The organism is Frigoribacterium sp. NBH87, assembly GCF_014217665.1.
Taxonomy (GTDB): domain Bacteria; phylum Actinomycetota; class Actinomycetes; order Actinomycetales; family Microbacteriaceae; genus Frigoribacterium; species Frigoribacterium endophyticum.
In genome coordinates this window covers 974007-995369 of the sequence record NZ_CP043650.1, presented here as the reverse complement: position 1 = coordinate 995369, position 21363 = coordinate 974007, and the positions used below count along the sequence as shown (strand labels likewise).

Annotated in this window: 21 protein-coding genes and 1 tRNA gene; 18 read left to right on the top strand and 4 right to left on the bottom strand. The window is 74.1% G+C overall.

The window, feature by feature from the left end; translation table 11 throughout:
* Positions 1-70 precede the first annotated feature (70 nt).
* Genes murI through rdgB form a run of 3 tightly spaced genes read left to right on the top strand, consistent with a single transcriptional unit; the run spans position 71 to position 2327 of the window.
* Positions 71-925: a glutamate racemase gene (gene murI / locus F1C15_RS04670; protein ID WP_056056524.1), complete on the top strand. Its 855-nt coding sequence runs from the start codon at positions 71-73 to the stop codon at positions 923-925.
* A gap of 59 nt (positions 926-984) precedes the next feature.
* Positions 985-1734, top strand: coding sequence for a ribonuclease PH (gene rph / locus F1C15_RS04665; RefSeq protein ID WP_185233267.1), 750 nt, complete (start codon positions 985-987; stop codon positions 1732-1734).
* Positions 1731-2327 carry an RdgB/HAM1 family non-canonical purine NTP pyrophosphatase gene (gene rdgB, locus F1C15_RS04660; RefSeq protein WP_185233265.1) on the top strand — a complete coding sequence of 199 codons (597 nt, stop codon included), beginning with the start codon at positions 1731-1733 and terminating at the stop codon, positions 2325-2327. The genes rph and rdgB overlap by 4 nt, the downstream gene beginning before the upstream one ends.
* 43 nt (positions 2328-2370) lie before the next feature.
* Here the strand turns inward: rdgB and F1C15_RS04655 are convergent, their stop codons facing one another.
* The 3 genes from F1C15_RS04655 to F1C15_RS04645 form a co-directional block, all read right to left on the bottom strand.
* Entirely contained in the window at positions 2371-3096 is a 726-nt protein-coding gene (locus tag F1C15_RS04655) for a DedA family protein (RefSeq protein ID WP_056056521.1), read from the bottom strand.
* A gap of 143 nt (positions 3097-3239) precedes the next feature.
* A tRNA-Leu gene (locus F1C15_RS04650) sits at positions 3240-3324 on the bottom strand.
* Between the two features lie 68 nt (positions 3325-3392).
* Positions 3393-4691, bottom strand: coding sequence for an MFS transporter (locus F1C15_RS04645; RefSeq protein ID WP_185233263.1), 1299 nt, complete (start codon positions 4689-4691; stop codon positions 3393-3395).
* Positions 4692-4773: 82 nt separating this feature from the next.
* Between F1C15_RS04645 and mnmA the strand changes: the two genes are divergently transcribed.
* The 10 genes from mnmA to F1C15_RS04595 all read left to right on the top strand — a co-directional run bounded on the left by mnmA (position 4774) and on the right by F1C15_RS04595 (position 16069).
* Entirely contained in the window at positions 4774-5892 is a 1119-nt protein-coding gene (gene mnmA, locus F1C15_RS04640) for a tRNA 2-thiouridine(34) synthase MnmA (protein ID WP_185233261.1), read from the top strand.
* 10 nt (positions 5893-5902) lie between these two features.
* On the top strand, positions 5903-8233 hold the full coding sequence (gene ligA / locus F1C15_RS04635) for an NAD-dependent DNA ligase LigA (protein ID WP_185233259.1): 2331 nt from the start codon (positions 5903-5905) through the stop codon (positions 8231-8233).
* A 105-nt stretch (positions 8234-8338) separates the two neighbouring features.
* Positions 8339-9829, top strand: coding sequence for an alpha/beta hydrolase (locus tag F1C15_RS04630; protein ID WP_185233257.1), 1491 nt, complete (start codon positions 8339-8341; stop codon positions 9827-9829).
* A 61-nt stretch (positions 9830-9890) separates the two neighbouring features.
* Entirely contained in the window at positions 9891-10190 is a 300-nt protein-coding gene (gene gatC / locus F1C15_RS04625) for an Asp-tRNA(Asn)/Glu-tRNA(Gln) amidotransferase subunit GatC (protein ID WP_056056516.1), read from the top strand.
* Positions 10191-10192: 2 nt separating this feature from the next.
* Positions 10193-11743 carry an Asp-tRNA(Asn)/Glu-tRNA(Gln) amidotransferase subunit GatA gene (gene gatA / locus F1C15_RS04620; RefSeq protein WP_056056515.1) on the top strand — a complete coding sequence of 517 codons (1551 nt, stop codon included), beginning with the start codon at positions 10193-10195 and terminating at the stop codon, positions 11741-11743.
* Positions 11743-13242, top strand: a complete 1500-nt coding sequence (gene gatB, locus F1C15_RS04615) for an Asp-tRNA(Asn)/Glu-tRNA(Gln) amidotransferase subunit GatB (RefSeq protein WP_185233255.1) — start codon at positions 11743-11745, stop codon at positions 13240-13242. Before gatA ends, gatB begins: the two co-directional genes overlap by 1 nt.
* A gap of 37 nt (positions 13243-13279) precedes the next feature.
* Positions 13280-14104, top strand: a complete 825-nt coding sequence (locus F1C15_RS04610) for a hypothetical protein (RefSeq protein WP_185233253.1) — start codon at positions 13280-13282, stop codon at positions 14102-14104.
* Positions 14097-14939 carry a DUF3097 domain-containing protein gene (locus F1C15_RS04605; protein ID WP_185233251.1) on the top strand — a complete coding sequence of 281 codons (843 nt, stop codon included), beginning with the start codon at positions 14097-14099 and terminating at the stop codon, positions 14937-14939. Before F1C15_RS04610 ends, F1C15_RS04605 begins: the two co-directional genes overlap by 8 nt.
* Positions 14940-14994: 55 nt before the next feature.
* Positions 14995-15639 (top strand): hypothetical protein, encoded by a 645-nt coding sequence (locus F1C15_RS04600; protein ID WP_056056511.1) that lies wholly within the window; start codon positions 14995-14997, stop codon positions 15637-15639.
* A gap of 31 nt (positions 15640-15670) precedes the next feature.
* On the top strand, positions 15671-16069 hold the full coding sequence (locus F1C15_RS04595; protein WP_056056510.1) for a DUF3054 domain-containing protein: 399 nt from the start codon (positions 15671-15673) through the stop codon (positions 16067-16069).
* Between the two features lie 82 nt (positions 16070-16151).
* Here the strand turns inward: F1C15_RS04595 and F1C15_RS04590 are convergent, their stop codons facing one another.
* Complete coding sequence (locus F1C15_RS04590; protein WP_056056509.1) at positions 16152-16475, bottom strand: hypothetical protein; 324 nt, start codon at positions 16473-16475, stop codon at positions 16152-16154.
* A gap of 203 nt (positions 16476-16678) precedes the next feature.
* Here F1C15_RS04590 and F1C15_RS04585 point away from each other — a divergent pair, with 203 nt between their 5' ends.
* From F1C15_RS04585 to F1C15_RS04565, 5 genes are all read left to right on the top strand, one after another.
* On the top strand, positions 16679-17419 hold the full coding sequence (locus F1C15_RS04585; RefSeq protein WP_185233248.1) for a DedA family protein: 741 nt from the start codon (positions 16679-16681) through the stop codon (positions 17417-17419).
* Positions 17420-17513: 94 nt separating this feature from the next.
* A complete protein-coding gene (locus tag F1C15_RS04580; protein ID WP_185233246.1) occupies positions 17514-18227 on the top strand; it encodes a hypothetical protein in 714 nt (237 codons plus the stop codon).
* A 148-nt stretch (positions 18228-18375) separates the two neighbouring features.
* Complete coding sequence (locus tag F1C15_RS04575) at positions 18376-19404, top strand: SDR family oxidoreductase (protein WP_185233244.1); 1029 nt, start codon at positions 18376-18378, stop codon at positions 19402-19404.
* The gene (locus F1C15_RS04570) at positions 19401-20867 is read left to right on the top strand and encodes an NAD(P)/FAD-dependent oxidoreductase (RefSeq protein WP_185233242.1); all 1467 of its coding nucleotides are present in this window, start codon (positions 19401-19403) and stop codon (positions 20865-20867) included. The genes F1C15_RS04575 and F1C15_RS04570 overlap by 4 nt, the downstream gene beginning before the upstream one ends.
* A complete protein-coding gene (locus F1C15_RS04565; protein WP_056056505.1) occupies positions 20864-21319 on the top strand; it encodes an SRPBCC domain-containing protein in 456 nt (151 codons plus the stop codon). The genes F1C15_RS04570 and F1C15_RS04565 overlap by 4 nt, the downstream gene beginning before the upstream one ends.
* The last annotated feature ends 44 nt before the right edge of the window (positions 21320-21363 follow it).

The window sequence follows — 21363 nt, the reverse complement described above, 5'->3', positions numbered from 1 at the left end:
TACCGGTCGGTCAGCAGTGCACTGGTCACGCGGCCCAGCCTACGGGCGGAGGGCCCGGTAGGCTCGACGCGTGACGGACGCACCCCTCGGAGTCTTCGACAGCGGAGTCGGCGGGCTGACCGTGTCGCGGGCCATCATCGACCAGCTGCCCCGCGAGTCGGTCCTTTACGTCGGCGACACCGTGCACTCGCCCTACGGGCCCAAGCCGATCGCCGACGTCCGTCGCTACGCGCTCGCCGTGATGGACGACCTCGTGGCGCAGGGCGTCAAGCTGCTCGTGATCGCCTGCAACACCGCCTCCGCCGCCGTGCTCCGCGACGCCCGTGAGCGCTACACGATCGGCAGCGGGATCCCGGTCGTCGAGGTCATCCAGCCGGCCGTCCGCTCCGCCGTGCAGCAGACCCGCACGAAGCGGATCGGCGTCATCGGCACCGAGGGCACGGTCAACAGCCGGGCCTACGAGGACGCCTTCGCGGCCGCCGCCGACCTGCAGCTCTTCACGCAGGCCTGCCCGCGCTTCGTCGAGTTCGTGGAGGCGGGCGACACCTCGAGCGCCGAGCTCCGGGCCGTGGCCGAGGAGTACCTGGCGCCCCTCCGCGCCGAGCGGGTCGACACCCTCGTGCTCGGCTGCACGCACTACCCGTTGATGTCGGCGGCGATCCAGTACGTGATGGGGCCGGAGGTGCGGCTCGTCTCGAGCGCGGACGAGACGGCCGCCGACGTGTACCGGACGCTCGTCGACCACGATCTCGAGGCCACCGGCTCCGCTCCGCCGCGGTACGAGTTCGACGCGACCGGACCCGACAAGTCGTCGTTCCTCCGGCTCGCCAAGCGCTTCCTCGGGCCCGAGATCTCGAGGGTGGGCCACCTCGAGACCGGGGCCATCGAGCTGCCCGGCGCCGCCCGCGCCCGCCGCGCCTCCTGACCACCGCACCGACCTCCGCAGCACCGACCTCCGCAGCACCGACCCGACAGGGGACCCCCATGAGCGACACCACCACCACCGAGACCGTCCGCGTCGACGGCCGCCGCCTCGACCAGCTCCGCCCCGTCACCATCGAGAAGGGCTGGAGCGCCCAGGCGGAGGGCAGCGCCCTCGTCTCGTTCGGCGGCACCAAGGTGCTCTGCACCGCCTCCTTCACGAACGGCGTGCCGCGCTGGCTGGCCGGCAAGGGCAAGGGCTGGGTCACGGCCGAGTACTCGATGCTGCCCCGCGCGACGAACTCGCGCAACGACCGCGAGAGCGTGAAGGGCAAGATCGGCGGCCGCACGCACGAGATCTCGCGCCTGATCGGCCGCAGCCTCCGGGCCGTCGTCGACACGAAGGCCCTCGGCGAGAACACGATCGTGCTCGACTGCGATGTGCTGCAGGCCGACGGCGGCACCCGGACCGCCGCCATCACCGGGGCCTACGTCGCGCTCGCGCAGGCGATCGAGTGGGGCCGCGAGAAGAAGTTCATCGCGCAGAAGGCGACGCCGCTCACCGACAGCGTCGCGGCCGTCTCGGTGGGCATCGTCGACGGTCGCCCGATGCTCGACCTCGCCTACGTCGAGGACGTGCGCGCCGAGACCGACATGAACGTCGTCGTCACCGGCTCGGGGCTCTTCGTCGAGGTGCAGGGCACCGCCGAGGGCGCGCCCTTCGACCGCAGCGAGCTCGGCCTGCTGCTCGACCTGGCCGTCGCGGGCGGGGCCGACCTGACGGCCGTCCAGCGTGAGGTGCTGGGCGCGTGATCCGGGTCGTCATCGCGACGCACAACCAGGGCAAGGTCGCCGAGCTCCGACGCATCCTCGCCGAGACGGCGCCGGGCGTCGAGCTCGTGGCGTACGACGGCCCCGAGCCCGTCGAGGACGGCGACACGTTCGCCGCGAACGCCCTCATCAAGGCGCGGGCGGCCGCGGCCCACACCGGCCTCCCGTCGCTCGCCGACGACAGCGGCATCTCGGTCGACGCCCTCGGCGGGGCCCCCGGCATCCACTCCGCCCGGTACGCCGGCACGCGGGACGACGACGACAACATCGACCTCCTGCTGGCGAACCTGGTCGGCGTGCCCGACCGCGCGGCGCACTTCTCGTGCGCCGCGGCCCTGGTGGTGCCCGGCCCCGACGGCTCGACGGAGCTCGAGCACGTCGAGTACGGCGAGTGGCCGGGGGCCGTGCTGGAGGCGCGGGTCGGCACGGGCGGGCACGGCTACGACCCGGTGTTCCGCCCCGAGGGCGAGACCCGCAGCTCGGCCGAGCTCACGCCGGACGAGAAGAACGCGGTCAGCCACCGCTCACGCGCGTTCCGCGCGATCGCGCCGCACGTGGCGGCGCTGGCGGGCTGACGGCCCGGCGCGCTGACGGCCCGGCGGGCTGACGGCCCGGCCGTCAGGCCTGCGTCGGCGCCGTCTCGACGGGCGCCGCGTCGTCGGCCGTGCCGTCGGTCGCGGCGCTGTCGCCCTCGTGCTTCTTCGCCTGGTGCACCCCGTGGAGGTAGTGGATCGCGATGGGGATGACCGTCGCCAGCACCGCGCCGAGCAGGATCAGGTCGATGTAGGCGCTGACGAAGTCGGCCACCGGCGGGATGTGGCCGATGCCGAAGCCGGTGAGCGTCACGCCGAGGCCCCACACCACCGCGCCGATCGCGTTGAAGAGCGAGTAGCGCCGGTAGCTCATGTGGGCCACGCCCGCCATGATCGGGGCGAAGGTGCGCACGACCGGCACGAAGCGCGCGATGATGACGGCCATCGGCCCGAACCGCTCGAAGAAGGCGTTGGTGCGCTTGACGTTCGCCACGCTGAAGAGCCCGCTCTCCTTCCGCTCGAAGATGCGGGGCCCGACCTTGTGGCCGATCAGGTAGCCGAGCTCGCCGCCCGCGAACGCGGCGATCGCGATGAAGATCGCGATCAGCCAGATGGGCAGCCCCAGGGCGCCGGGGTTGGTCGCGGCCAGGATGCCGGTGATGATCAGCAGCGTGTCGCCGGGGAAGAGGAAGCCGACGAGCAGCCCGGTCTCGGCGAAGACCAGGAGGCAGACGCCCACCACGGCCCAGGGGCCGAAGGCCGACAGGAGGTACTCGGGGTCGAGCCACGAGATGGTCGCCAGGGGCAGCATCGGTCTCTCTTCGGGTGCGGGCGGCCCTGGGGTCGACCGGGTGCGGCCGACGAGGGCCGTCGACCGGTGATGGGGACAATGTAGTGGGCCCGCGGGGCCCCGCGGCTCGGAGGTGGCCGAGAGCACCCGGTGCCCGGGTCGCCTGGTGCGGGAGAAGGGACTTGAACCCTCACGCTCGAAAGCACAGGAACCTAAATCCTGCGTGTCTGCCAGTTTCACCACTCCCGCCGGAGCGGGCAGAGTCTACCGGCTGGCCGTGGGGGAGTCGCGGGTCGGCCCGCGCAGGAGGCCTGCCCTCAGCGGCGGTCGCGCGGCACGTGCGGCGAGTACCGCGGCACGTAGCGCAGCAGGATCGCGGCCCCCGCGAGGCCCAGCAGGCCCATGACCCCGCTGGCCACGGAGATCGACACGAGCGCCGTCAGCCCCGAGATGAGCAGCGGCGCCGCCGCGCTGCCCGCGTCGCCGGTGAAGCGCCAGGCGCCGAGGAAGGGAGCGGGGTCGGCCCGGTCGGCGAGGTCCGCGCCGAGCGTCATGAGGATCCCGCTGCCGATGCCGTTCGCCAGCGACATGAACATCGCCACGGCGATGAACCAGCCCACCCGCGCGTCGAGGTCGTGGGTGAGCGACAGCGCCAGGTACGAGACGCTGAGCCCGACCATCGAGGGCACCGCGCTCCAGAGCCGTCCCCAGCGGTCCATGATCTGGCCGCTCGTGTAGAAGAGCGCGAAGTCGACGGCGCCGGCGATGCCGATCACGAGGGCGGTCTGCGGGGCGTCGACGCCGATGCTGACGGCCCACAGCGGCAGGATCACCTGGCGACCCGCGCGCATGGCGCCGATCAGGGCCGCCCCGCTGCCGAGACGGAGGAGGACGCCACGGTGGCGGGCGAGCGTCGCGAACAGGCCCCGCGCCTCCTTCTCGACCGCGACCTCGCCGGGCGTCGGGCCCGCCGTCGCACCGGCGGCGGGGTCGACCGGCGACCCGGCGGCGGCCGCGGCGGCCCGGCGCTCGCCGAGGACGGCCGTGGGGTCGCGCAGCACGAGCAGGACGGCCGCGGCGCCGAGGCAGCCCCCGACGTGGATCCAGAACGCCGACTGGGTCGAGCCGGTGAGGTGGATGACCCCGGCAGCCAGGAAGGGGCCGACGAAGAAGCCGAACCGGAAGACGCCGCCGAGGCTCGAGAGGGCCCGCGCGCGGATCTCGACCGGCACGAAGCTCGTCATGAACGCGTGCCGGGCCAGCGCGAAGACCGCCGTCGAGAGGCCGATCAGGAGGACGCCGAGGGCCAGCACCCACTCGTTCGGGGCCGCGACGCAGGTCAGCAGGCCGACCGTGCTCACGAGGGCCGCCGAGATCATGGCGGTGCGCTCGCCGATGCGGGAGACCAGCCACCCGCTCGGGACGTCGCCGATCAGCTCGCCGACGAGGATGAGCGCCGCGACGAAGGCGGCGAACGGGAGGCTGGCCCCCAGGTCGCTCGCGACGACCGGGATGATCGGGATGATCGCCCCCTCGCCGATCGCGAAGAGGGCGGCCGGCAGGAACGCCGCGAGGGCGACCGACCGGAGGGAGGCGGCGGGGGTGGGGGACGACATGACGCCCGCCACACTATGCCCGGCCCCGCGGGCTCGTCGGCGCCGCCCGCCCGACGTCGGGGGCGCTGCCTACACTGGAGGGATGAAGGTACTGGCAGCGATGAGCGGCGGCGTCGACTCGGCGGTGGCGGCGGCACGGGCCGTCGAGGCGGGGCACGACGTCGTGGGGGTCCACCTGGCGCTGAGCCGGATGCCGGGAACGCTCCGCACGGGCAGCCGCGGCTGCTGCACCATCGAGGACAGCATGGACGCGCAGCGCGCGGCCGACCTGATCGGCATCCCGTACTACGTGTGGGACTTCTCCGAGCGCTTCAAGCTCGACGTGGTCGACGACTTCGTCGCCGAGTACTCGGCTGGCCGCACCCCCAACCCGTGCATGCGCTGCAACGAGCGGATCAAGTTCGCCGCGCTGCTCGAGAAGGCCCTCGCGCTCGGCTTCGACGCGGTCTGCACCGGCCACTACGCGACCATCGTCACCGACGACCAGGGGCAGCGCGAGCTGCACCGCGCCTCCGCCTGGGCGAAGGACCAGTCGTACGTGCTCGGGGTGCTCACCGCCGAGCAGCTCGCGCACTCGATGTTCCCGCTCGGCGCCACGCCGTCGAAGGCCGAGGTGCGCGCCGAGGCCGCCGCCCGCGGCTTCAGCGTCGCGACCAAGCCCGACAGCCACGACATCTGCTTCATCCCCGACGGCGACACCCGCGGTTGGCTCGCCGAGCGGGTCGGCGCCGAGACCGGCGACATCCTCGACCGCAGCGGGGCCCGCATCGGCACCCACGAGGGCGCGCACGCCTTCACCGTCGGGCAGCGGAAGGGGCTCGCCATCGGGTTCCCGTCCGACGACGGCAAGCCGCGCTTCGTGCTCGAGGTGCGTCCGGTCGACAACACCGTCGTCGTGGGCCCGAAGGAGGCGCTCGAGATCGCCGAGATCGCCGGCGGCTCGTACACGTGGGCGGGTGCGGCCCCGGCCGACCCCACCGTGCCGTTCGCCTGCGACGTCCAGATCAGGGCCCACTCCGACCCCGAGCCCGCGACGGCGCGCGTGACGGAGGTCGAGGGTAAGAAGGAGCTCGTGATCACTCCCCACGAGCCCCTCAGCGGCGTCGCCCCCGGGCAGACCGCCGTCGTCTACGTCGGCACCCGCGTGCTCGGCCAGTGCACGATCGACCGCACGGTCAGCGCCGTGCCGGTCTCGGCCTAGGGGGCTCGAGGTGGCCGACATCGCCGCCGCCGCCGCTGACGCCGAGGTGCCCGACGACCTCGCGACCGCGCGCGACGAGGTCGAGGCGCTGACGTCGCGCGTGCTCGAGCTGCGCGACCAGTACTACGAGGGCAACGCCTCGACGGTGAGCGACGCCGACTACGACGCCCTCGTGCGTCGCCTCGACGCCCTCGAGCGCGCCCACCCCGAGCTGCAGAAGCCCGACAGCCCGACGCAGACCGTGGGCGGCCGGGCCGAGACGACGCAGTTCGCGCCGGTCGAGCACGCCGAGCGCATGCTCAGCCTCGACAACGTCTTCAGCGACGACGAGCTCGCCGAGTGGGCGGGCAAGGTCGAGCGCGACGCCGGCGCCGAGCGCGTGCGCTTCCTCTGCGAGCTCAAGATCGACGGCCTCGCGATCAACCTGCGCTACGAGCACGGCGTGCTCGTCACGGCCGCCACCCGCGGCGACGGGGTCGTCGGCGAGGACGTCACGGCGAACGTGCTCACCATGGGCACGATCCCCGAGCGGCTCAGCGGCACCGGGCACCCGGCGATCGTCGAGGTGCGGGGCGAGATCTTCTTCCCCGTCGCCGAGTTCGACCAGCTGAACGCCCGGCAGCGCGAGGCCGGCGAGCGCGTCTTCGCGAACCCGCGCAACGCCGCGGCCGGCTCGCTGCGCCAGAAGATCGAGGGCAAGAGCCCGGCCAAGCGCGAGCTGATGGACGCGCGGCTGCGCAGCCTGCGGATGCTCGTGCACGGCATCGGCGCCTGGCCCGTCCGCGAGCTCGAGCGCGACACCGAGGTCCGCGCCCAGAGCGAGGTCTACGAGCTGCTCGCGTCGTGGGGCCTGCCGACCTCGACGCACTACCGCGTGTACGACACCGTGCCCGAGGTCGCCCGGTTCATCCACGACTACGGGGTCAGGAGGTCGTCGGTCGAGCACCAGATCGACGGCATCGTCGTCAAGGTCGACGACCTCGCGCTCCACGACGAGCTCGGGGCGACGAGCCGGGCGCCCCGGTGGGCCACGGCCTTCAAGTACCCGCCGGAGGAGGTCAACACCGAGCTTCTCGACATCGTCGTGAGCGTCGGCCGCACCGGCCGCGCCACGCCGTTCGCGGTGATGCGCAAGGTCGAGGTGGCCGGCAGCGAGGTCCGCCAGGCGACGCTCCACAACCAGCACGTCGTCCGCGCCAAGGGCGTGCTGATCGGCGACACCGTCGTGCTCCGCAAGGCCGGCGACGTGATACCCGAGGTGCTCGGCCCGGTGGTCGAGCTCCGCGACGGCAGCGAGCGCGAGTTCGTCATGCCCGTCGACTGCCCCGAGTGCGGCACCCCGCTGGCCCCGGCGAAGGAGGGCGACGTCGACCTGCGCTGCCCGAACGCCGAGAGCTGCCCGGCGCAGGTGCGCGGGCGCGTCGAGCACATCGCCTCCCGCGGCTCGCTCGACGTCGAGGGGCTCGGCGAGGTCGCGGCGGCCGCGCTGACCCAGCCCGTCGAGCCCGCCGAGCCGCCGCTCCGCACCGAGGCCGGGCTCTTCGACCTGACGATGGCCGACGTCTTCCCCGTCAAGGTCGTCGTCCGCGACTCCGAGACCGGCATGGAGAAGCTCGGCGACGACGGCGCGCCCAAGCTCGTCACGCCCTTCCGTCGTCGCCGCGGCAAGGCCGACGGCCCGTTCGACCCCGAGGCGGCCGAGTTCGCCGGCGACGAGACCAGCGTGCCGTCGAAGACGGCCATCGAGATGCTCGCCAACCTGCAGGCGGCGAAGACCAGCCCGCTCTGGCGGATCCTCGTCGGGCTGAGCATCCGCCACGTCGGCCCCGTGGCCGCCCGCGCGCTCGCGAACCACTTCGGCTCGCTCCACGCGATGCGCTCTGCCAGCCGCGACGAGCTCGCCGCCGTCGACGGCGTCGGCGGCATCATCGCCGACGCCCTGCTCGCGTGGTTCGAGGTCGACTGGCACGTCGAGATCCTCGACCGCTGGGCCGCTGCGGGCGTCCAGTTCGACACCCCCGGCCACCCCGGCCCCGGCGCCGCCGTCGAGGCGGGGGGCGTGCTCGCCGGCCTGACCGTCGTCGCCACGGGCAGCCTCGAGGGCTTCAGCCGGGAGGGGGCACAGGAGGCGATCCTCGCGGCGGGCGGCAAGGCCGGCAACAGCGTGAGCAAGAAGACCGACTTCGTGGCCGCCGGCCCCGGTGCCGGGTCCAAGCTCACCAAGGCCGAACAGCTCGGGGTACGGATCATCGACGCGGACCAGTTCCGTGTCCTCCTTAAGGAGGGCCCGGCCGCGTTCGCTGACCCCAGTTCGGGGGGCGTCGACGACCCGGAGGCCTGAGATCACTGGCCCCCCGAACGGGTCCCCTCCTACGATGTGAGCACGTGTCGACCTCTGCTGTAGGGCGCAGGGGCACTGGCACCCATCGAGGGGGAAACACCCGACGTGCTGTTCCTCGCCACAGCCATCCTTTCTGCATCGATCCACTTCGCCGGAGCGGTCGATGCTCCCGTCGTGCCCGGGGTCGCGGTCACCGCGCCCGGAGAGCCGGGTGGTCCTCCGCTCGCCGACACCGCCGCGCCGCCTCGCGGTGACGAGCCGGCGACCGTCGACACGACGCCCGGTCTCGAGCAGGTCGCGGTCTGCCGCGCACTCGCCACGGCCGAGCCGTCGACCACGACCGGCGCGCGGCCGTCGACCGCGGCCCCCGACCTCACGGTGCCCGCGTGCCTCGCCGAGCTGAGGGGCGCCTCCTCGCCGGCCCTCACGGCCCTCGGTGACTCGTTCGACCCGGTGGGCGACGACGCGTCGCGCCTGTCGGCGGTGCTGACGGCCGGTGCCGACGCACCGACCACGGCGGCGTGGTGGGCCGGCCTCGACGACTCGCGCCGGCTCGGCCTCGTCGCCGCCGTGCCCGGCGTGGTCGGGCAGCTCGAGGGCGTGCCCTACTCCGTGCGCGACCAGGCCAACCGGCTCTTCCTCGGCGCCGCGACGCTGGCCCTCCACGACCGCGACGAGACCGCCGCCGAGCAGGTCGGTGACGACGCCCGCTCCGCCATGCTCGGGCAGGTCCAGCTCGCGCTCGCCGACCGGAGCGCGGGCGACGAGGACCGCCAGCTCATCGCCCTCGACACCGTCATGCCCGGCCGGGCCGCCGTCTCGGTGGGCAGCCTCGACACCGCCGACGACGTCAGCGTGCTCGTGCCCGGCATGTTCTTCACGGTGCAGGGGCAGATGGTCGACTGGGCCGAGACCGCGGGGCAGCTGCACGACGAGCAGCGCGCCTGGACGTACCTCCTGGCGCGCTCCGACGCCCGTCCGCTCGACAGCGTCGCCGTCGTGGCCTGGATGGGCTACCGCACGCCCGACCTCACGAACGTCTACACGCTCGACCTCGCCCGTCAGGGGGCCGGCCACCTCGAGGACGCCCTCAGCGGTCTCGACGCGGCCCGCGCCTCCGACGCCCCCCGGGTGACCGTCGTGGCGCACTCGTACGGGTCGACCACCGCGACGCTGGCCCTGTCGTCGGGCCGGGTGAGCGTCGACTCGCTCGCGCTGCTCGGCTCGCCGGGCAGCGTCGTGCCGACGGCGGCGATGCTGTCGGTGGCCGACGACGACGTCTACGCCGCCGCGGGCAGCTTCGACCCGGTGGCGGGCAGCGGGTACTTCGGGGTCGACCCGGGCACGGGCGCATTCGGCGCGGTGCTGCTGCACACCGGCGGAGGTGACGACTCCGTGACCGGCCGCGCCCTCCGCGCCGCGCTCGGCCACAACGACTACCTCCTGCCCGGCACGGAGTCGATGAGGAGCCTGGCCCTCATCGCCCTCGGCCACGGCGACATGGTCGACGGCGACGAGCGCGGCCCGGGCGAGCCGCGGCCCGACGGGCCGGAGCTCGCGCTCGTCCGCCCGCAGGACGTCTACCTGCGCGACTGAGCCCCGTAAGATCGACCGGTGCCCCGACCGGGGCCCCCACTCCACCATGTGACGGAGCAGCATGTCTGAAATCACGCGCGAGCAGGTGCAGCACCTCGCCGGTCTCGCCCGCATCGCCCTGACCCCCGACGAGATCGAGACCATGACGCGGGAGCTCGGCCACATCGTCGACAACGTCGCCAAGGTCGCCGAGGTCGCGACCGACGACGTCCCCGCCACGAGCCACCCCATCCCGCTCGAGAACGTGTTCCGCCCCGACGTCGTGGGCGAGACGCTCACGGTCGAGCAGGCCCTCTCGGGCGCCCCCGACCACGACGGCTCGCGCTTCCGCGTGACCGCGATCCTCGGAGAAGAGCAGTAGCCATGACCGACGCCTCCTCGATCGTCCGCCTCAGCGCGGCCGACCTCTCCGCGGCGCTCACCGCCGGCGACGTCTCGGCCGTCGAGGTCGCCCAGGCGCACCTCGACCGCATCGCCGCCGTCGACGGCGACGTCCACGCCTTCCTCCACGTCAGCGACGCGGCCCTCGCCACCGCCGCCGACGTCGACCGTCGCCGCGCCGCCGGCGAGCAGCTCGGGGCCCTGGCCGGCGTGCCGATCGCCGTCAAGGACGTCCTCTGCACGCTCGACATGCCCTCGACCTCGGGCAGCAAGATCCTCGAGGGGTGGGTGCCGCCGTACGACGCCACCGTCGTCCGCAAGGTGCGCGCCGCCGACATGGTGCCCCTCGGCAAGACGAACATGGACGAGTTCGCGATGGGCTCCTCGACCGAGTTCTCGGCCTACGGCCCGACGCACAACCCGTGGTCGCTCGACCGCATCCCCGGCGGCTCCGGCGGTGGCTCGGCCGCCGCCGTCGCCGCCTTCGAGGCGCCTCTCGCGCTCGGCAGCGACACCGGCGGCTCGATCCGCCAGCCGGGCGCCGTCACGGGCACCGTCGGCGTCAAGCCGACCTACGGCTCGGTCAGCCGCTACGGGGCGATCGCCCTCGCGAGCTCGCTCGACCAGGTCGGGCCCGTGAGCCGCACGGTGCTCGACTCCGCCCTGCTGCACGACGTCATCAAGGGCCACGACCCCCGCGACTCCACCTCGCTGCGCGACGAGTGGCCCTCGTTCGCCGAGGCGGCCCGGGCAGGCCTGGCAGGAGGCGCGCTGCAGGGCGTGCGCATCGGCGTCGTCCGCGAGCTGAACGGCGAGGGTTTCCAGGCCGGCGTCAAGGCCCGCTTCGCCGAGGCCCTGGAGCTGCTCTCGGGCGCCGGCGCGGAGATCGTCGAGGTCTCGGCCCCCAGCTTCGAGTACGCCATCAGCGCGTACTACCTGATCCTCCCCGCCGAGGCGTCGTCCAACCTCGCGAAGTTCGACTCGGTGCGCTTCGGCCTCCGCGTCGTGCCCGAGGGCAAGGGCACGGTGGAGGACGTCATGGCAGCCACCCGCGAGGCCGGCTTCGGCCCCGAGGTCAAGCGCCGCATCATCCTCGGCACCTACGCCCTCAGCGCGGGCTACTACGACGCGTACTACGGCAGCGCGCAGAAGGTGCGCACGCTGGTGCAGCGCGACTTCGCCGCGGCCTTCGACCAGGTCGACGTGCTCGTCTCGCCCTCGGCCCCGACGACGGCGTTCCCGCTCGGCGAGAAGCTCGACGACCCGCTGTCGATGTACCTCAACGACATCACGACGATCCCGGCGAACCTCGCGGGCATCCCCGGCATCACGGTGCCGATGGGCCTCGCCGAGGAGGACGGGCTGCCCACGGGCCTGCAGTTCATGGCCCCCGCCCGCCAGGACGCCCGTCTCTACACTTACGGCGCCGCGCTCGAGCAGCTGCTCGAGCAGGGCTGGGGCCACACGCTCATCTCCCGTGCCCCCGACCTCAGCGCCACCGAACAGAACGCCGCCACCGAGGGAGTCATCTGATGGCCAAGGCAGACCTGATGGACTACGACGAGGCCCTCGAGAAGTACGAGGTCGTCATCGGCTTCGAGGTGCACGTCGAGCTCGCGACGAAGACCAAGATGTTCTCCGACGCGCCGAACTTCTTCGGCGGCGCCCCGAACACGAACGTCACCCCGGTCGACCTGGGCCTCCCGGGCTCGCTGCCCGTCGTCAACGAGCAGGCCGTGAGGTACTCGATCAGCCTCGGCCTCGCCCTCGGCTGCTCGATCGCCGAGAGCTCGCGCTTCGCCCGGAAGAACTACTTCTACCCCGACAACCCCAAGAACTACCAGGTCAGCCAGTTCGACGAGCCGATCGCGTACGAGGGCGAGGTCGAGGTCGAGCTGCCCGACGGCACCGTCTTCCACGTGCCGATCGAGCGCGCCCACATGGAGGAGGACGCCGGAAAGCTGACGCACGTCGGCGGCTCGACCGGCCGCATCCAGGGGGCCGAGTACTCGCTCGTCGACTACAACCGCGCGGGCATCCCGCTGGTCGAGATCGTCACGAAGCCGATCATCGGCGCCGGGGCCCTCGGCCCCGAGCTGGGCGCCGCCTACGTCTCGACGATCCGCGACATCGTGCGCGGCCTCGGCGTGAGCGAGGCGCGCATGGAGCGCGGCAACCTCCGCTGCGACGCCAACGTGTCGCTCCGGCCGCACGGCCAGGTGGAGCTCGGCACCCGCACCGAGACCAAGAACGTCAACTCGTTCCGCTCGGTCGAGCGTGCCGTCCGTCACGAGATCCAGCGCCAGGCCGCGATCCTCGCCGCCGGCGGCACCATCACGCAGGAGACCCGGCACTGGCACGAGGACACCGGCCGCACCTCCGCCGGCCGCCCGAAGAGCGACGCCGACGACTACCGCTACTTCCCCGAGCCGGACCTGCTGCCGGTCGTGCCGTCGCGCGAGCTGGTCGAGGAGCTGCGCCTCGCGCTGCCCGAGGCCCCCGTCGCGATGCGTCGTCGGCTCAAGGCCGACTGGGGCTTCGCCGACCTCGAGTTCCAGGACGTCGTCAACTCCGGCCTGCTCCAGGAGCTCGTCGAGACGGTCGCCGCCGGGGCCTCGCCGCAGGCGGCCCGCAAGTGGTGGACGGGCGAGATCGCCCGCCTCGCCAACGCGGCCGGGGTCGACGCGTCGACCCTCGTCTCGCCCCGCCACGTCAGCGAGCTGATCGCGCTCGTCGAGACCGGCGAGCTGACCGACCGCCTCGCGCGCCAGGTGCTCGAGGGCGTCGTCGCCGGGGAGGGCTCTCCCTCCGAGGTCGTCGAGGCGCGCGGGCTCCGCGTCGTCTCCGACGACGGCGCGCTGATCGCCGCCATCGACGAGGCCCTCGCCAGCCAGCCCGACGTGCTCGCGAAGATCCGCGACGGCAAGGTCCAGGCCGCGGGCGCCGTCATCGGTGCGGTCATGAAGGCGATGAAGGGCCAGGCGGACGCCGCTCGCGTCCGCGAGCTCGTGCTCGAGAGGGCCCAGGCCTGATCGTCGCGCCCGCTCCCGTCGTCGGCGGCCGGTCGTCGTGACCGTGCCGCCGACGATCCGCGCCGCGGCGCCGGCCGGCCTCGCGCTGGCCGTCGCCGGCGTCGCCCTGCTCGTCTCGTGGTGGGCGCTGCCCGACCGGGTCGGCCTCGTGCACGAGCCCGAGACCGGAGCCGTCGCGTTCGCCGCGAGCCGGGTCGACCTCGTGCTCGTCGTCGCCCTGCTGCTCGTCGGCACGCTCGTCGCCTACCTGGTCTGCGCGGCCTTCCTCGCGTGGACTCCCGCCCGGCACGTGCTGGTGCCCCACGCCGAGCACTGGAAGGCCGCGGGCCGCCGACCCGAGCTGCGTCGCCGGCTCGCGGCCTGGCTGGCCCGGGGCTTCGCCGTCGCGTGGTGGTCGGTCGCCCTCGAGCTCGTCGTGACCATGCTCGCGCAGCGCGGCGGCGCCCTCGCCACGTGGTGGCTGCCCGCCGCGGTCTCCGGGCTCACCGTGCTCCTGCTGCTCGGCGGGCTCGTCGTCGCGTTCACGGCGGGCTTCACGCCGGACGCTCGTCCGGCGGCGGCGGCGGCCGCGTCGGCGGCCCCGGCGCGGGCCTCGGCCCCGACCCGCGCCGGGGGCCGCGGCTCCGTGGCGGACGCGACCGCCGCCTCCTCGCGCCCCTCCCGCGCCGGCGGGGCGCCGGCCGCTCCCGCCGCGACGTCCCGGGCCGCGCGCCCGGCCTCGACGACGGCTCGCGGCGCCGGTGCAGCTCCGGCCGCGGGTGCCGACCGCCCGGGCCCGCCCCGGCCCTACCAGCCCCGACCCCGGGCGCCCCGTGCGCCGGGCTCACGACCCCACCAGGGAGGTGGCTCGACCCGTGGATGACGACCGGTACGGCCGAGACGTGCTCAGCGGCGACTGGAAGCGCTCGTCGCGCCCCGCGCCGACCCCCACCGACGCGGTGCGCGACCTCGTCGTCGAGGAGTCACGGAGCGGCTTCACGGGAGCGGTCGTGCGCGTCGAGGCGGGCACGGTCGAGCTGGAGGACTGGAAGGGGCGCGTCCGCGCCTTCCCGCTCTCGGGCTCGTTCCTGATCGACGGTGCGCCCGTGGCGCTCCGGGTGCCGAGGGCGGCGCCGCAGGGCCGGGCCCGCACGGCCTCGGGCTCCTTCGCCGTCGGCGACGCCCGCGCGCGGGTGGCCCGCCAGAGCCGCATCTTCGTCGAGGGCCGGCACGACGCCGAGCTCGTCGAGAAGGTCTGGGGCGCCGACCTGCGCGTCGAGGGCGTCGTCGTCGAGTACCTCGAGGGCGTCGACCACCTCGCCGAGGTGCTGGCGGAGTTCCGGCCGACCGCCGAGCGCCGCGTCGGCGTGCTCGTCGACCACCTCGTGCCCGGGTCGAAGGAGAGCCGCATCGCGGAGGCGGTCACGAGGGGCCCGCACGGCCGTCACGTGCTCGTCGTCGGGCACCCGTTCGTCGACGTCTGGCAGGCCGTCGTGCCCGCACGCCTCGGGCTCACGCGCTGGCCGGAGGTGCCCCGCTCGGTCGAGTGGAAGCACGGCGTCTGCGAGGCCCTCGGCTGGCCCCACGACGACCAGGCCGACATCGCCGCGGCGTGGCAGCGCATCCTCGGCCGCGTGCGTGCCTTCGGCGACCTCGAGCCCGCGCTGCTCGGCCGGGTCGAGCAGCTGATCGACTTCGTCACCGTCGACCAGGGCTGACGGCTCGCCCGGGCGTGTCGGGCGTCTCCCGGCCTCGGGCCCTAGATTCGTCGTCATGGTCGATTCCCTCGAGGGGCAGGTGCGCACGGCGGTCGACGCCTGGCTGCGCTGGCTGCCCCGGTGGCGGATCGGCACCGCCCGGGCCCGCACGCGCGTCTGCCGGGTCTGCTTCGGCTCGCCCGTCGCGGTCGCCGCCGGGTTCGACGGCGACGTGCCCCACGCCGTGCAGCACGCGCTGCTGAACCGGCTCCGGCACATCGTCGACGACGAGGTCGACTCGTACACCACCCGCAACCTGCCCCTCGTGACCCGCGAGCTCCGACGGGCCGCCGAGGTCGGCGTCGACGGCTACCGGCCCGACGAGGGCCTCGCCCTCGAGTTCGACGGCCTCGACGTCGACCCCGAGCCGGAGCCCGGCCAGCCGTTCCTGTTCACCCTCGAGGGCCTCGCCGCCGAGGAGGCCGCACGCCACGCTGCCGACGGCGTCGACGACGAGCCCGAGTTCTCGGACGAGGCGAAGGCGGCCCTGCGCCGCGAGCTCGCGTTGGCCGACGAGCACGCGCAGTCGGTCGGCACCGCGCTCTGCTTCGCGGTCGTCGCCCAGCGCGAGCGGATCGCCGACGCCGTCGATCGGCTCGTCGAGCCGCAGGTCGAGGAGCTGCTGGCCGAGCTCTCGCGCACGCTCGAGCCGCCGCGCTGAGCCCGACCCGCCCGCACCCCCTGAGGACACCATGACCACGCCCCGCTCCGCCGCCCCCTCCCGCCGTCCGCCGTGGTGGGCGCTCGCCCTCGACGCCGTCCTGGTCGTGGCCTTCGTGGTCATCGGCCGCCGCAGCCACGCCGAGGGCCTCGACCTGCCCGGGCTCGCCACCACGCTCTGGCCGTTCGCGGTCGGCCTCGTCGTGGGCTGGCTGAGCGTGGTCGGCGTGCGCTGGCCGCTGCCGCGCCTCGCCTCCGGCGCGGTCGTCTGGGTGTCGACGGCCGTGCTCGGGGTGCTGCTCCGGGTCGCGAGCGGGCAGGGCGTGCAGCTGAGCTTCGTCGTCGTGACGATCGTCGTGCTCGGCGTCTTCCTGCTGGGGTGGCGGGGCGTCGCGGCGCTGGCCCGGCGGGGCGGTCGCACCCGGCGCTGACGACGGCGGCGGAGCAGGGCTCGAGGGCCGCTCCGCGACTCCGCGGGGCCCGGCGGTCGATCGGCCTGGTGGCCTGCCCGCGCTACTTGCGCTTGACGCTGTTGTCGGTGCTGGGCTCGTCGGTGAGCACCAGGCCCGACGAGCTGTTCGACGAGGCCGTCAGCTCGGTCAGCCAGTCGCGGTTGATGGCGGGCACGCGGCCGCCGGAGTACTTGAAGTAGAGGGGGATGCCCGGGTCGAGCCAGATGCTGCTGCGCCCGTCGCCGACCTTCTGGGTGTCGCGCCACGAGAAGAAGAACGACTCGCGGCGCCGGAGCTTCGTGGCGATGACGATCTGGAGGTGCTCGAGCACGCGGTCATCGAACTCGACCTCGATGCCGGAGGTGCCGTAGATCAGCGATCCCATGGAAGTCCTGTTCAGTCCTGTCGTCTGCTCCGCACCGGGGACGAGGAGGCGAGGATGCGGTCGTCCGCCAATCTACCGTGCCGGGCGGGCCCGGTCCGGCACGCGACACGAGCCTGTGGGCGGTCGTCCAGCCCGTGCTGGCATGCTCGACGGAGCCGATCCGACCCGTGGCGACCGCGGGCACCGAACCGACCCAGGGACCCATGACCTCCACCGCCGTGCTCGCCCCGTCCGTCTCCGCCGCCCTCGCGGGCCCGTCGGGGGGCCTGCCGTCCACGGTCGTCGCGCAGGGCGCCTCCTCGTCCGTGCAGGAGCTCGACGGCCTCGTCGGCGTCGCGGCGCGCGTCATCGACGCCCTGGGCGAGTGGGGCGTGGGGCTGCTGACCTTCGTCGAGACGGTGTTCCCGCCGATCCCGAGCGAGATCGTGCTGCCGCTCGCCGGGTTCCTCGCCGGGCAGGGGAACATGAACATCGTGCTGCTGATCGTGGTCAGCACGCTCGGCGCCTACGTGGGCGCGCTCGTCCTGTACTGGCTGGGCGCCGTGATCGGCCTCGAGCGGAGCATCACGCTGCTGTCGAAGCTCCCCCTCGTCGACCGGGAGGACTTCCAGAAGGCGGCCGACTGGTTCCACCGGCACGGGCGGTCGGCGGTCTTCTTCGGGCGCCTCGTGCCCGGCGTCCGGAGCCTGATCTCGCTGCCGGCCGGCGCCGAGAAGATGCCGCTCGCCTCGTTCACGCTCTTCACCGTCGTCGGCAGCGGACTCTGGAACGCCCTCCTCATCCTGCTCGGGGCGGCCCTCGGCACCCAGTACGAGCTGATCGACCGCTACGCGAAGTACCTCGACTACGCGGTCTACGCGGCGATCGGCGGGGTGGTGCTGTGGCTGGTGCTGCGGGCCGTGCGCCGTCGTCGGGCCGCCGACCGCGACTCCGCTCGCAGCTGATCCGCACCGCGCGTCCAGGCGCGGGCGGCCGGTCGTCCGTACTGTCGGAGACCCGTCGGGGCCGACGCCCCGACCCGACAGACAGGACGGCACCATGGGATTCCTCGACAGGCTGCTCGGACGAGACGACGAGGCCGCGGGCCAGCAGGCGCAGGCACCGGCACCGGGAGGGCGGGCACCGGCACCGGGAGGGCGGGCACCGGCGCGGAGCGACGACGAGATCGCCGTCGAGCGCTACCGCTACCTGCTGCGCACGGCGCCGCCCGAGACCATCGAGCAGGTGCACGCCGAGGCCTTCGAGAAGCTGAGCCCCGAGCAGCGCCGGCTGGTCTTCGACGAGCTCAGCCGTGAGGCCGGCCAGGGCGAGCAGCCCCGCGGCGACGACGCCGGGTCGCTCGCGCAGGCGGCGACCCGGTCGGAGCTGCGGAAGCCGGGCACCCTCGAACGGACCCTGGGAGGCGGCGGTGCGGCCGGCGGTCAGGGCGCGCAGGCAGGCGGCCGCCCGGGCATGGGCATGGGCTCGATCATCGGCGGGTCGCTGCTCGGCACCGTCGCGGGCTACGTCGTGGGCTCCGCGCTCGTCGGCGCGTTCCTGCCCGACGCGGGCAGCGACGTCGCGGGCGGAGAGGGCGAGGGCGGTGCCGACGGCGGCGACGGCGGCGACGGCGGGCAGGACGGCGCCGACGCTGGCGGCGACTTCGGGGGAGGGGGCGGCGACTTCGGCGGTGGCGGCGGCGACTTCGGGGGCGGCGGCGACTTCGGCGGTGGCGACTTCGGGGGCGGCGACCTGGGCGGCTTCGACATCTGACACCGTGCCTCCTGCAGTCCCTCCCCAGGGCGGCGCCCGGCCGGTCGTCCCCGTGACGTCCCCCGGGGCGGACGCCGCCCAGCGGGGTCGGACTACCGTCGACCGGGCACGGCCTGAGCCAGCGGGCCGCCGACGAGCCAGGAGAACCATGTCGAAGAGCACCCCCACGAAGCCCCGCGTCGCCGTCGTCACCGGAGGCTCGGCCGGGCTCGGCCGGGCCATCGTGCGCGAGCTCGCCGAGCGCGGCTGGGACGTCGCGGTGCTCGCCCGCGGGCAGGACGGCCTCGACGGCGCCGTCGCCGACGTGGAGGCCGCCGGTCGTCGCGGCCTCGCCGTGCCGACCGACGTGGCCGACCGCGAGCAGGTCGAGGCCGCCGCGACGCGCGTCGAGCAGGAGCTCGGCGAGATCGACCTCTGGGTCAACGACGCCATGGTGGGCGTCTTCGGGGAGTTCCTCGAGACCGACCCGGCCGACTTCGAGCGCGCCACGGCGGTCAACTACTTCGGCTTCGTCAACGGCACCCGCGCCGCCCTCTCGCGCATGGTGCCGCGCGACCGCGGCCACGTCATCCAGGTCGGGTCGGCGCTCGCGCACCGCGGCATCCCGCTGCAGGCGTCGTACTGCGGGGCCAAGCACGCGGTGCAGGGCTTCACCGAGTCGGTGACCACCGAGCTGATCCACAACGGGAGCGCCGTCGAGATCTCGACCGTCGACATGCCCGCGCTGAACACCATCCAGTTCAACTGGGTGCGCTCGCGCCTGCCGCACCACCCCAAGCCGGTGCCGCCGATCTACCAGCCCGAGGTGGGCGCGATCGCGATCGCCGATGTGGCCGACAAGCCGCGCCGTCGGACGTGGCTCGGCGAGCCCACGGTGATGACCGTGCTCGGCAACCGCTTCGTGGCGAACTTCCTCGACGTCTACCTGGCCAAGTCGGGCTACTCGGGCCAGCAGGCCCCCGAGAAGTCGGAGGCCATGCTGCCCGACAACCTCTACCAGCCCACCAGCGGCGACCACGGCGCCCACGGCATCTTCGACGACCAGGCCCGCAGCACCAGCCCCCAGGTCTGGTACACGCGCAACCGCGGCCTCAGCTACGCCCTGGCGGGCGCCGGGGCGGTCGGCGCGGGCGTCGCCGTCGTCCGTGCCCTGGTCGGAGGGCGCAAGGGCGCATGAGCCACGCCTTCGACGCGGTCGTCGTCGGCGCCGGGCCGAACGGCCTGGCGGCGGCGGTCGTCCTCGCCCGGGCCGGCCTGCGCGTGCAGCTGCTCGAGCGCGACGACACGGTCGGCGGCGGCACCCGCACGAAGGAGCTGACCCTGCCCGGGTTCCGGCACGACGTCTGCTCAGCCGTGCACCCGATGGCGATGGCGTCCGGGTTCTTCCGGCGCTGGGGCCTCGAGCAGCGCGTCGACATGATCGTGCCCGAGGTCTCGTACGGCCACCCGCTCGACGGCGGCCGCGCCGGGGTCGCCCACCGCGACCTCGAGCGGACCGTCGAGGGCCTCGGCCGTGACGGTGCGACCTGGCGCCGCATGTTCTCGCGCCTCGTCGACATCGAGGCCGAGCTCTCGCAGTTCACGCTGTCGCCGATCCTCCAGCTGCCCCGCCACCCGCAGACGGTGGTCGAGTTCGGGCTGCGCATCCTCCACCAGGGCGGCCCCTGGTGGGACGCCGGGCTCCGCACGGAGGAGGCGCGGGCGCTGCTCGCGGGCGTGATGGCCCACGCCATCCGCCCCATGCCGAGCCTGTCGGCGGGCGCCGCGGGCCTCGCGCTCGCCGTCCACGGCCACGGCTACGGCTGGGCGGTGCCCCGGGGCGGCAGCCAGGTGATCGCCGACGCGCTCGCCGACGACCTGCGAGCCCACGGCGGCGTCATCGAGACGGGCGTCGACGTGACCAGCCTGCGCCAGCTCGACGCGCGCGTGAAACTGCTCGACGTGACCCCGCGCCAGCTGATCGCCATCGCGGGCGACGAGATGCCCGCCGGCTACCGACGTCGTCTCGAGCGGTTCCGGTACGGGGGAGGCGCCTCCAAGGTGGACTTCGCCCTCAGCGGTCCGATGCCCTGGGCGGCGGAGGAGCTGCGGCGGACACCGACCGTGCACCTGGGCGGCACCCGGGCCGACATCGCCCGGGCCGAGCACGACGTCGCCCGCGGGGTGCACCCGGCTGAGCCGTTCGTCCTGGCCGTCCAGCCCGGCGTCGTCGACGACAGCCGAGCCCCGGCCGGCCAGCACTCGCTGTGGACGTACGCGCACGTGCCCAACGGCAGCACCGTCGACATGACCGAGGCGATCACCCGCCAGATCGAGCGCTTCGCGCCCGGCTTCCGCGACCTGGTCCTCGCCAGCAGCGCCCGCTCGGCCGACGAGCTCGAGGCCTATGACCCGAACTACGTCGGGGGCGACATCGCCTCCGGCGCCCCGAGCCTGAAGCAGCTCATCGTGCGCCCCGTGCTCTCGACGGACCCGTGGCGGACGGCCGTGCCCGGCACCTACCTCGCGTCGTCCTCGGTGCCGCCGGGCCCGAGCGTGCACGGCATGGGGGGTGCCTACGCCGCGCAGAGCGCTCTGCGCCACGAGTTCGGCATCGACCACCTGCCCCGTCTTGGGCCCGACGGAGGGGGCGACTCGTGAGCGTCGTGCACCGGTTCCTGGAGGCGTCGCCGCGCGACGTCTTCGACGTCCTCAGCGACGGCTGGCTCTTCCCGAGCTGGGTCGTCGGCGCGTCGCGCATCCGCGACGTCGAGCGCGAGTGGCCCCGGGCCGGCGCGAAGATCCACCACTCGTTCGGCGTCTGGCCGCTCGTCATCGACGACTCGACGACGCTGCTCGAGTGGGACGCCCCGCGGCGGGCCGTCTTCCTCGCCCGTGGCTGGCCGGCGGGGGAGGCCCGGGTCGGCATCGACGTCGCGGACCGTGCCGGCGGCTGCTTCGTGACGATGACGGAGGAGGCCGTGAGCGGCCCGGGCGCGCTCGTGCCCGACGCCGTGCTCGACGTGCCGCTCACCTGGCGCAACCACGAGGCGCTGCGGCGCCTCGCCTGGCTGGCCGAGGGGCGCCTGCGCGACACCGTCCACCCGACCTGACCCGCGACTCCCGACGGCCGGCCCGGCCCTAGCGACGGCCGGCC

What these genes read in the sequence shown, in the direction of transcription:
- rph (WP_185233267.1), top strand. Translation starts at nt 985, where the DNA reads ATGAGCGACACCACCACCACCGAGACCGTCCGCGTCGACGGCCGCCGC.
- F1C15_RS04655 (WP_056056521.1), bottom strand. Translation starts at nt 3,096, where the DNA reads ATGCTGCCCCTGGCGACCATCTCGTGGCTCGACCCCGAGTACCTCCTG.
- F1C15_RS04645 (WP_185233263.1), bottom strand. Translation starts at nt 4,691, where the DNA reads ATGTCGTCCCCCACCCCCGCCGCCTCCCTCCGGTCGGTCGCCCTCGCG.
- mnmA (WP_185233261.1), top strand. Translation starts at nt 4,774, where the DNA reads ATGAAGGTACTGGCAGCGATGAGCGGCGGCGTCGACTCGGCGGTGGCG.
- gatC (WP_056056516.1), top strand. Translation starts at nt 9,891, where the DNA reads ATGTCTGAAATCACGCGCGAGCAGGTGCAGCACCTCGCCGGTCTCGCC.
- gatA (WP_056056515.1), top strand. Translation starts at nt 10,193, where the DNA reads ATGACCGACGCCTCCTCGATCGTCCGCCTCAGCGCGGCCGACCTCTCC.
- gatB (WP_185233255.1), top strand. Translation starts at nt 11,743, where the DNA reads ATGGCCAAGGCAGACCTGATGGACTACGACGAGGCCCTCGAGAAGTAC.
- F1C15_RS04600 (WP_056056511.1), top strand. Translation starts at nt 14,995, where the DNA reads ATGGTCGATTCCCTCGAGGGGCAGGTGCGCACGGCGGTCGACGCCTGG.
- F1C15_RS04595 (WP_056056510.1), top strand. Translation starts at nt 15,671, where the DNA reads ATGACCACGCCCCGCTCCGCCGCCCCCTCCCGCCGTCCGCCGTGGTGG.
- F1C15_RS04590 (WP_056056509.1), bottom strand. Translation starts at nt 16,475, where the DNA reads ATGGGATCGCTGATCTACGGCACCTCCGGCATCGAGGTCGAGTTCGAT.
- F1C15_RS04585 (WP_185233248.1), top strand. Translation starts at nt 16,679, where the DNA reads ATGACCTCCACCGCCGTGCTCGCCCCGTCCGTCTCCGCCGCCCTCGCG.
- F1C15_RS04580 (WP_185233246.1), top strand. Translation starts at nt 17,514, where the DNA reads ATGGGATTCCTCGACAGGCTGCTCGGACGAGACGACGAGGCCGCGGGC.
- F1C15_RS04575 (WP_185233244.1), top strand. Translation starts at nt 18,376, where the DNA reads ATGTCGAAGAGCACCCCCACGAAGCCCCGCGTCGCCGTCGTCACCGGA.
- F1C15_RS04570 (WP_185233242.1), top strand. Translation starts at nt 19,401, where the DNA reads ATGAGCCACGCCTTCGACGCGGTCGTCGTCGGCGCCGGGCCGAACGGC.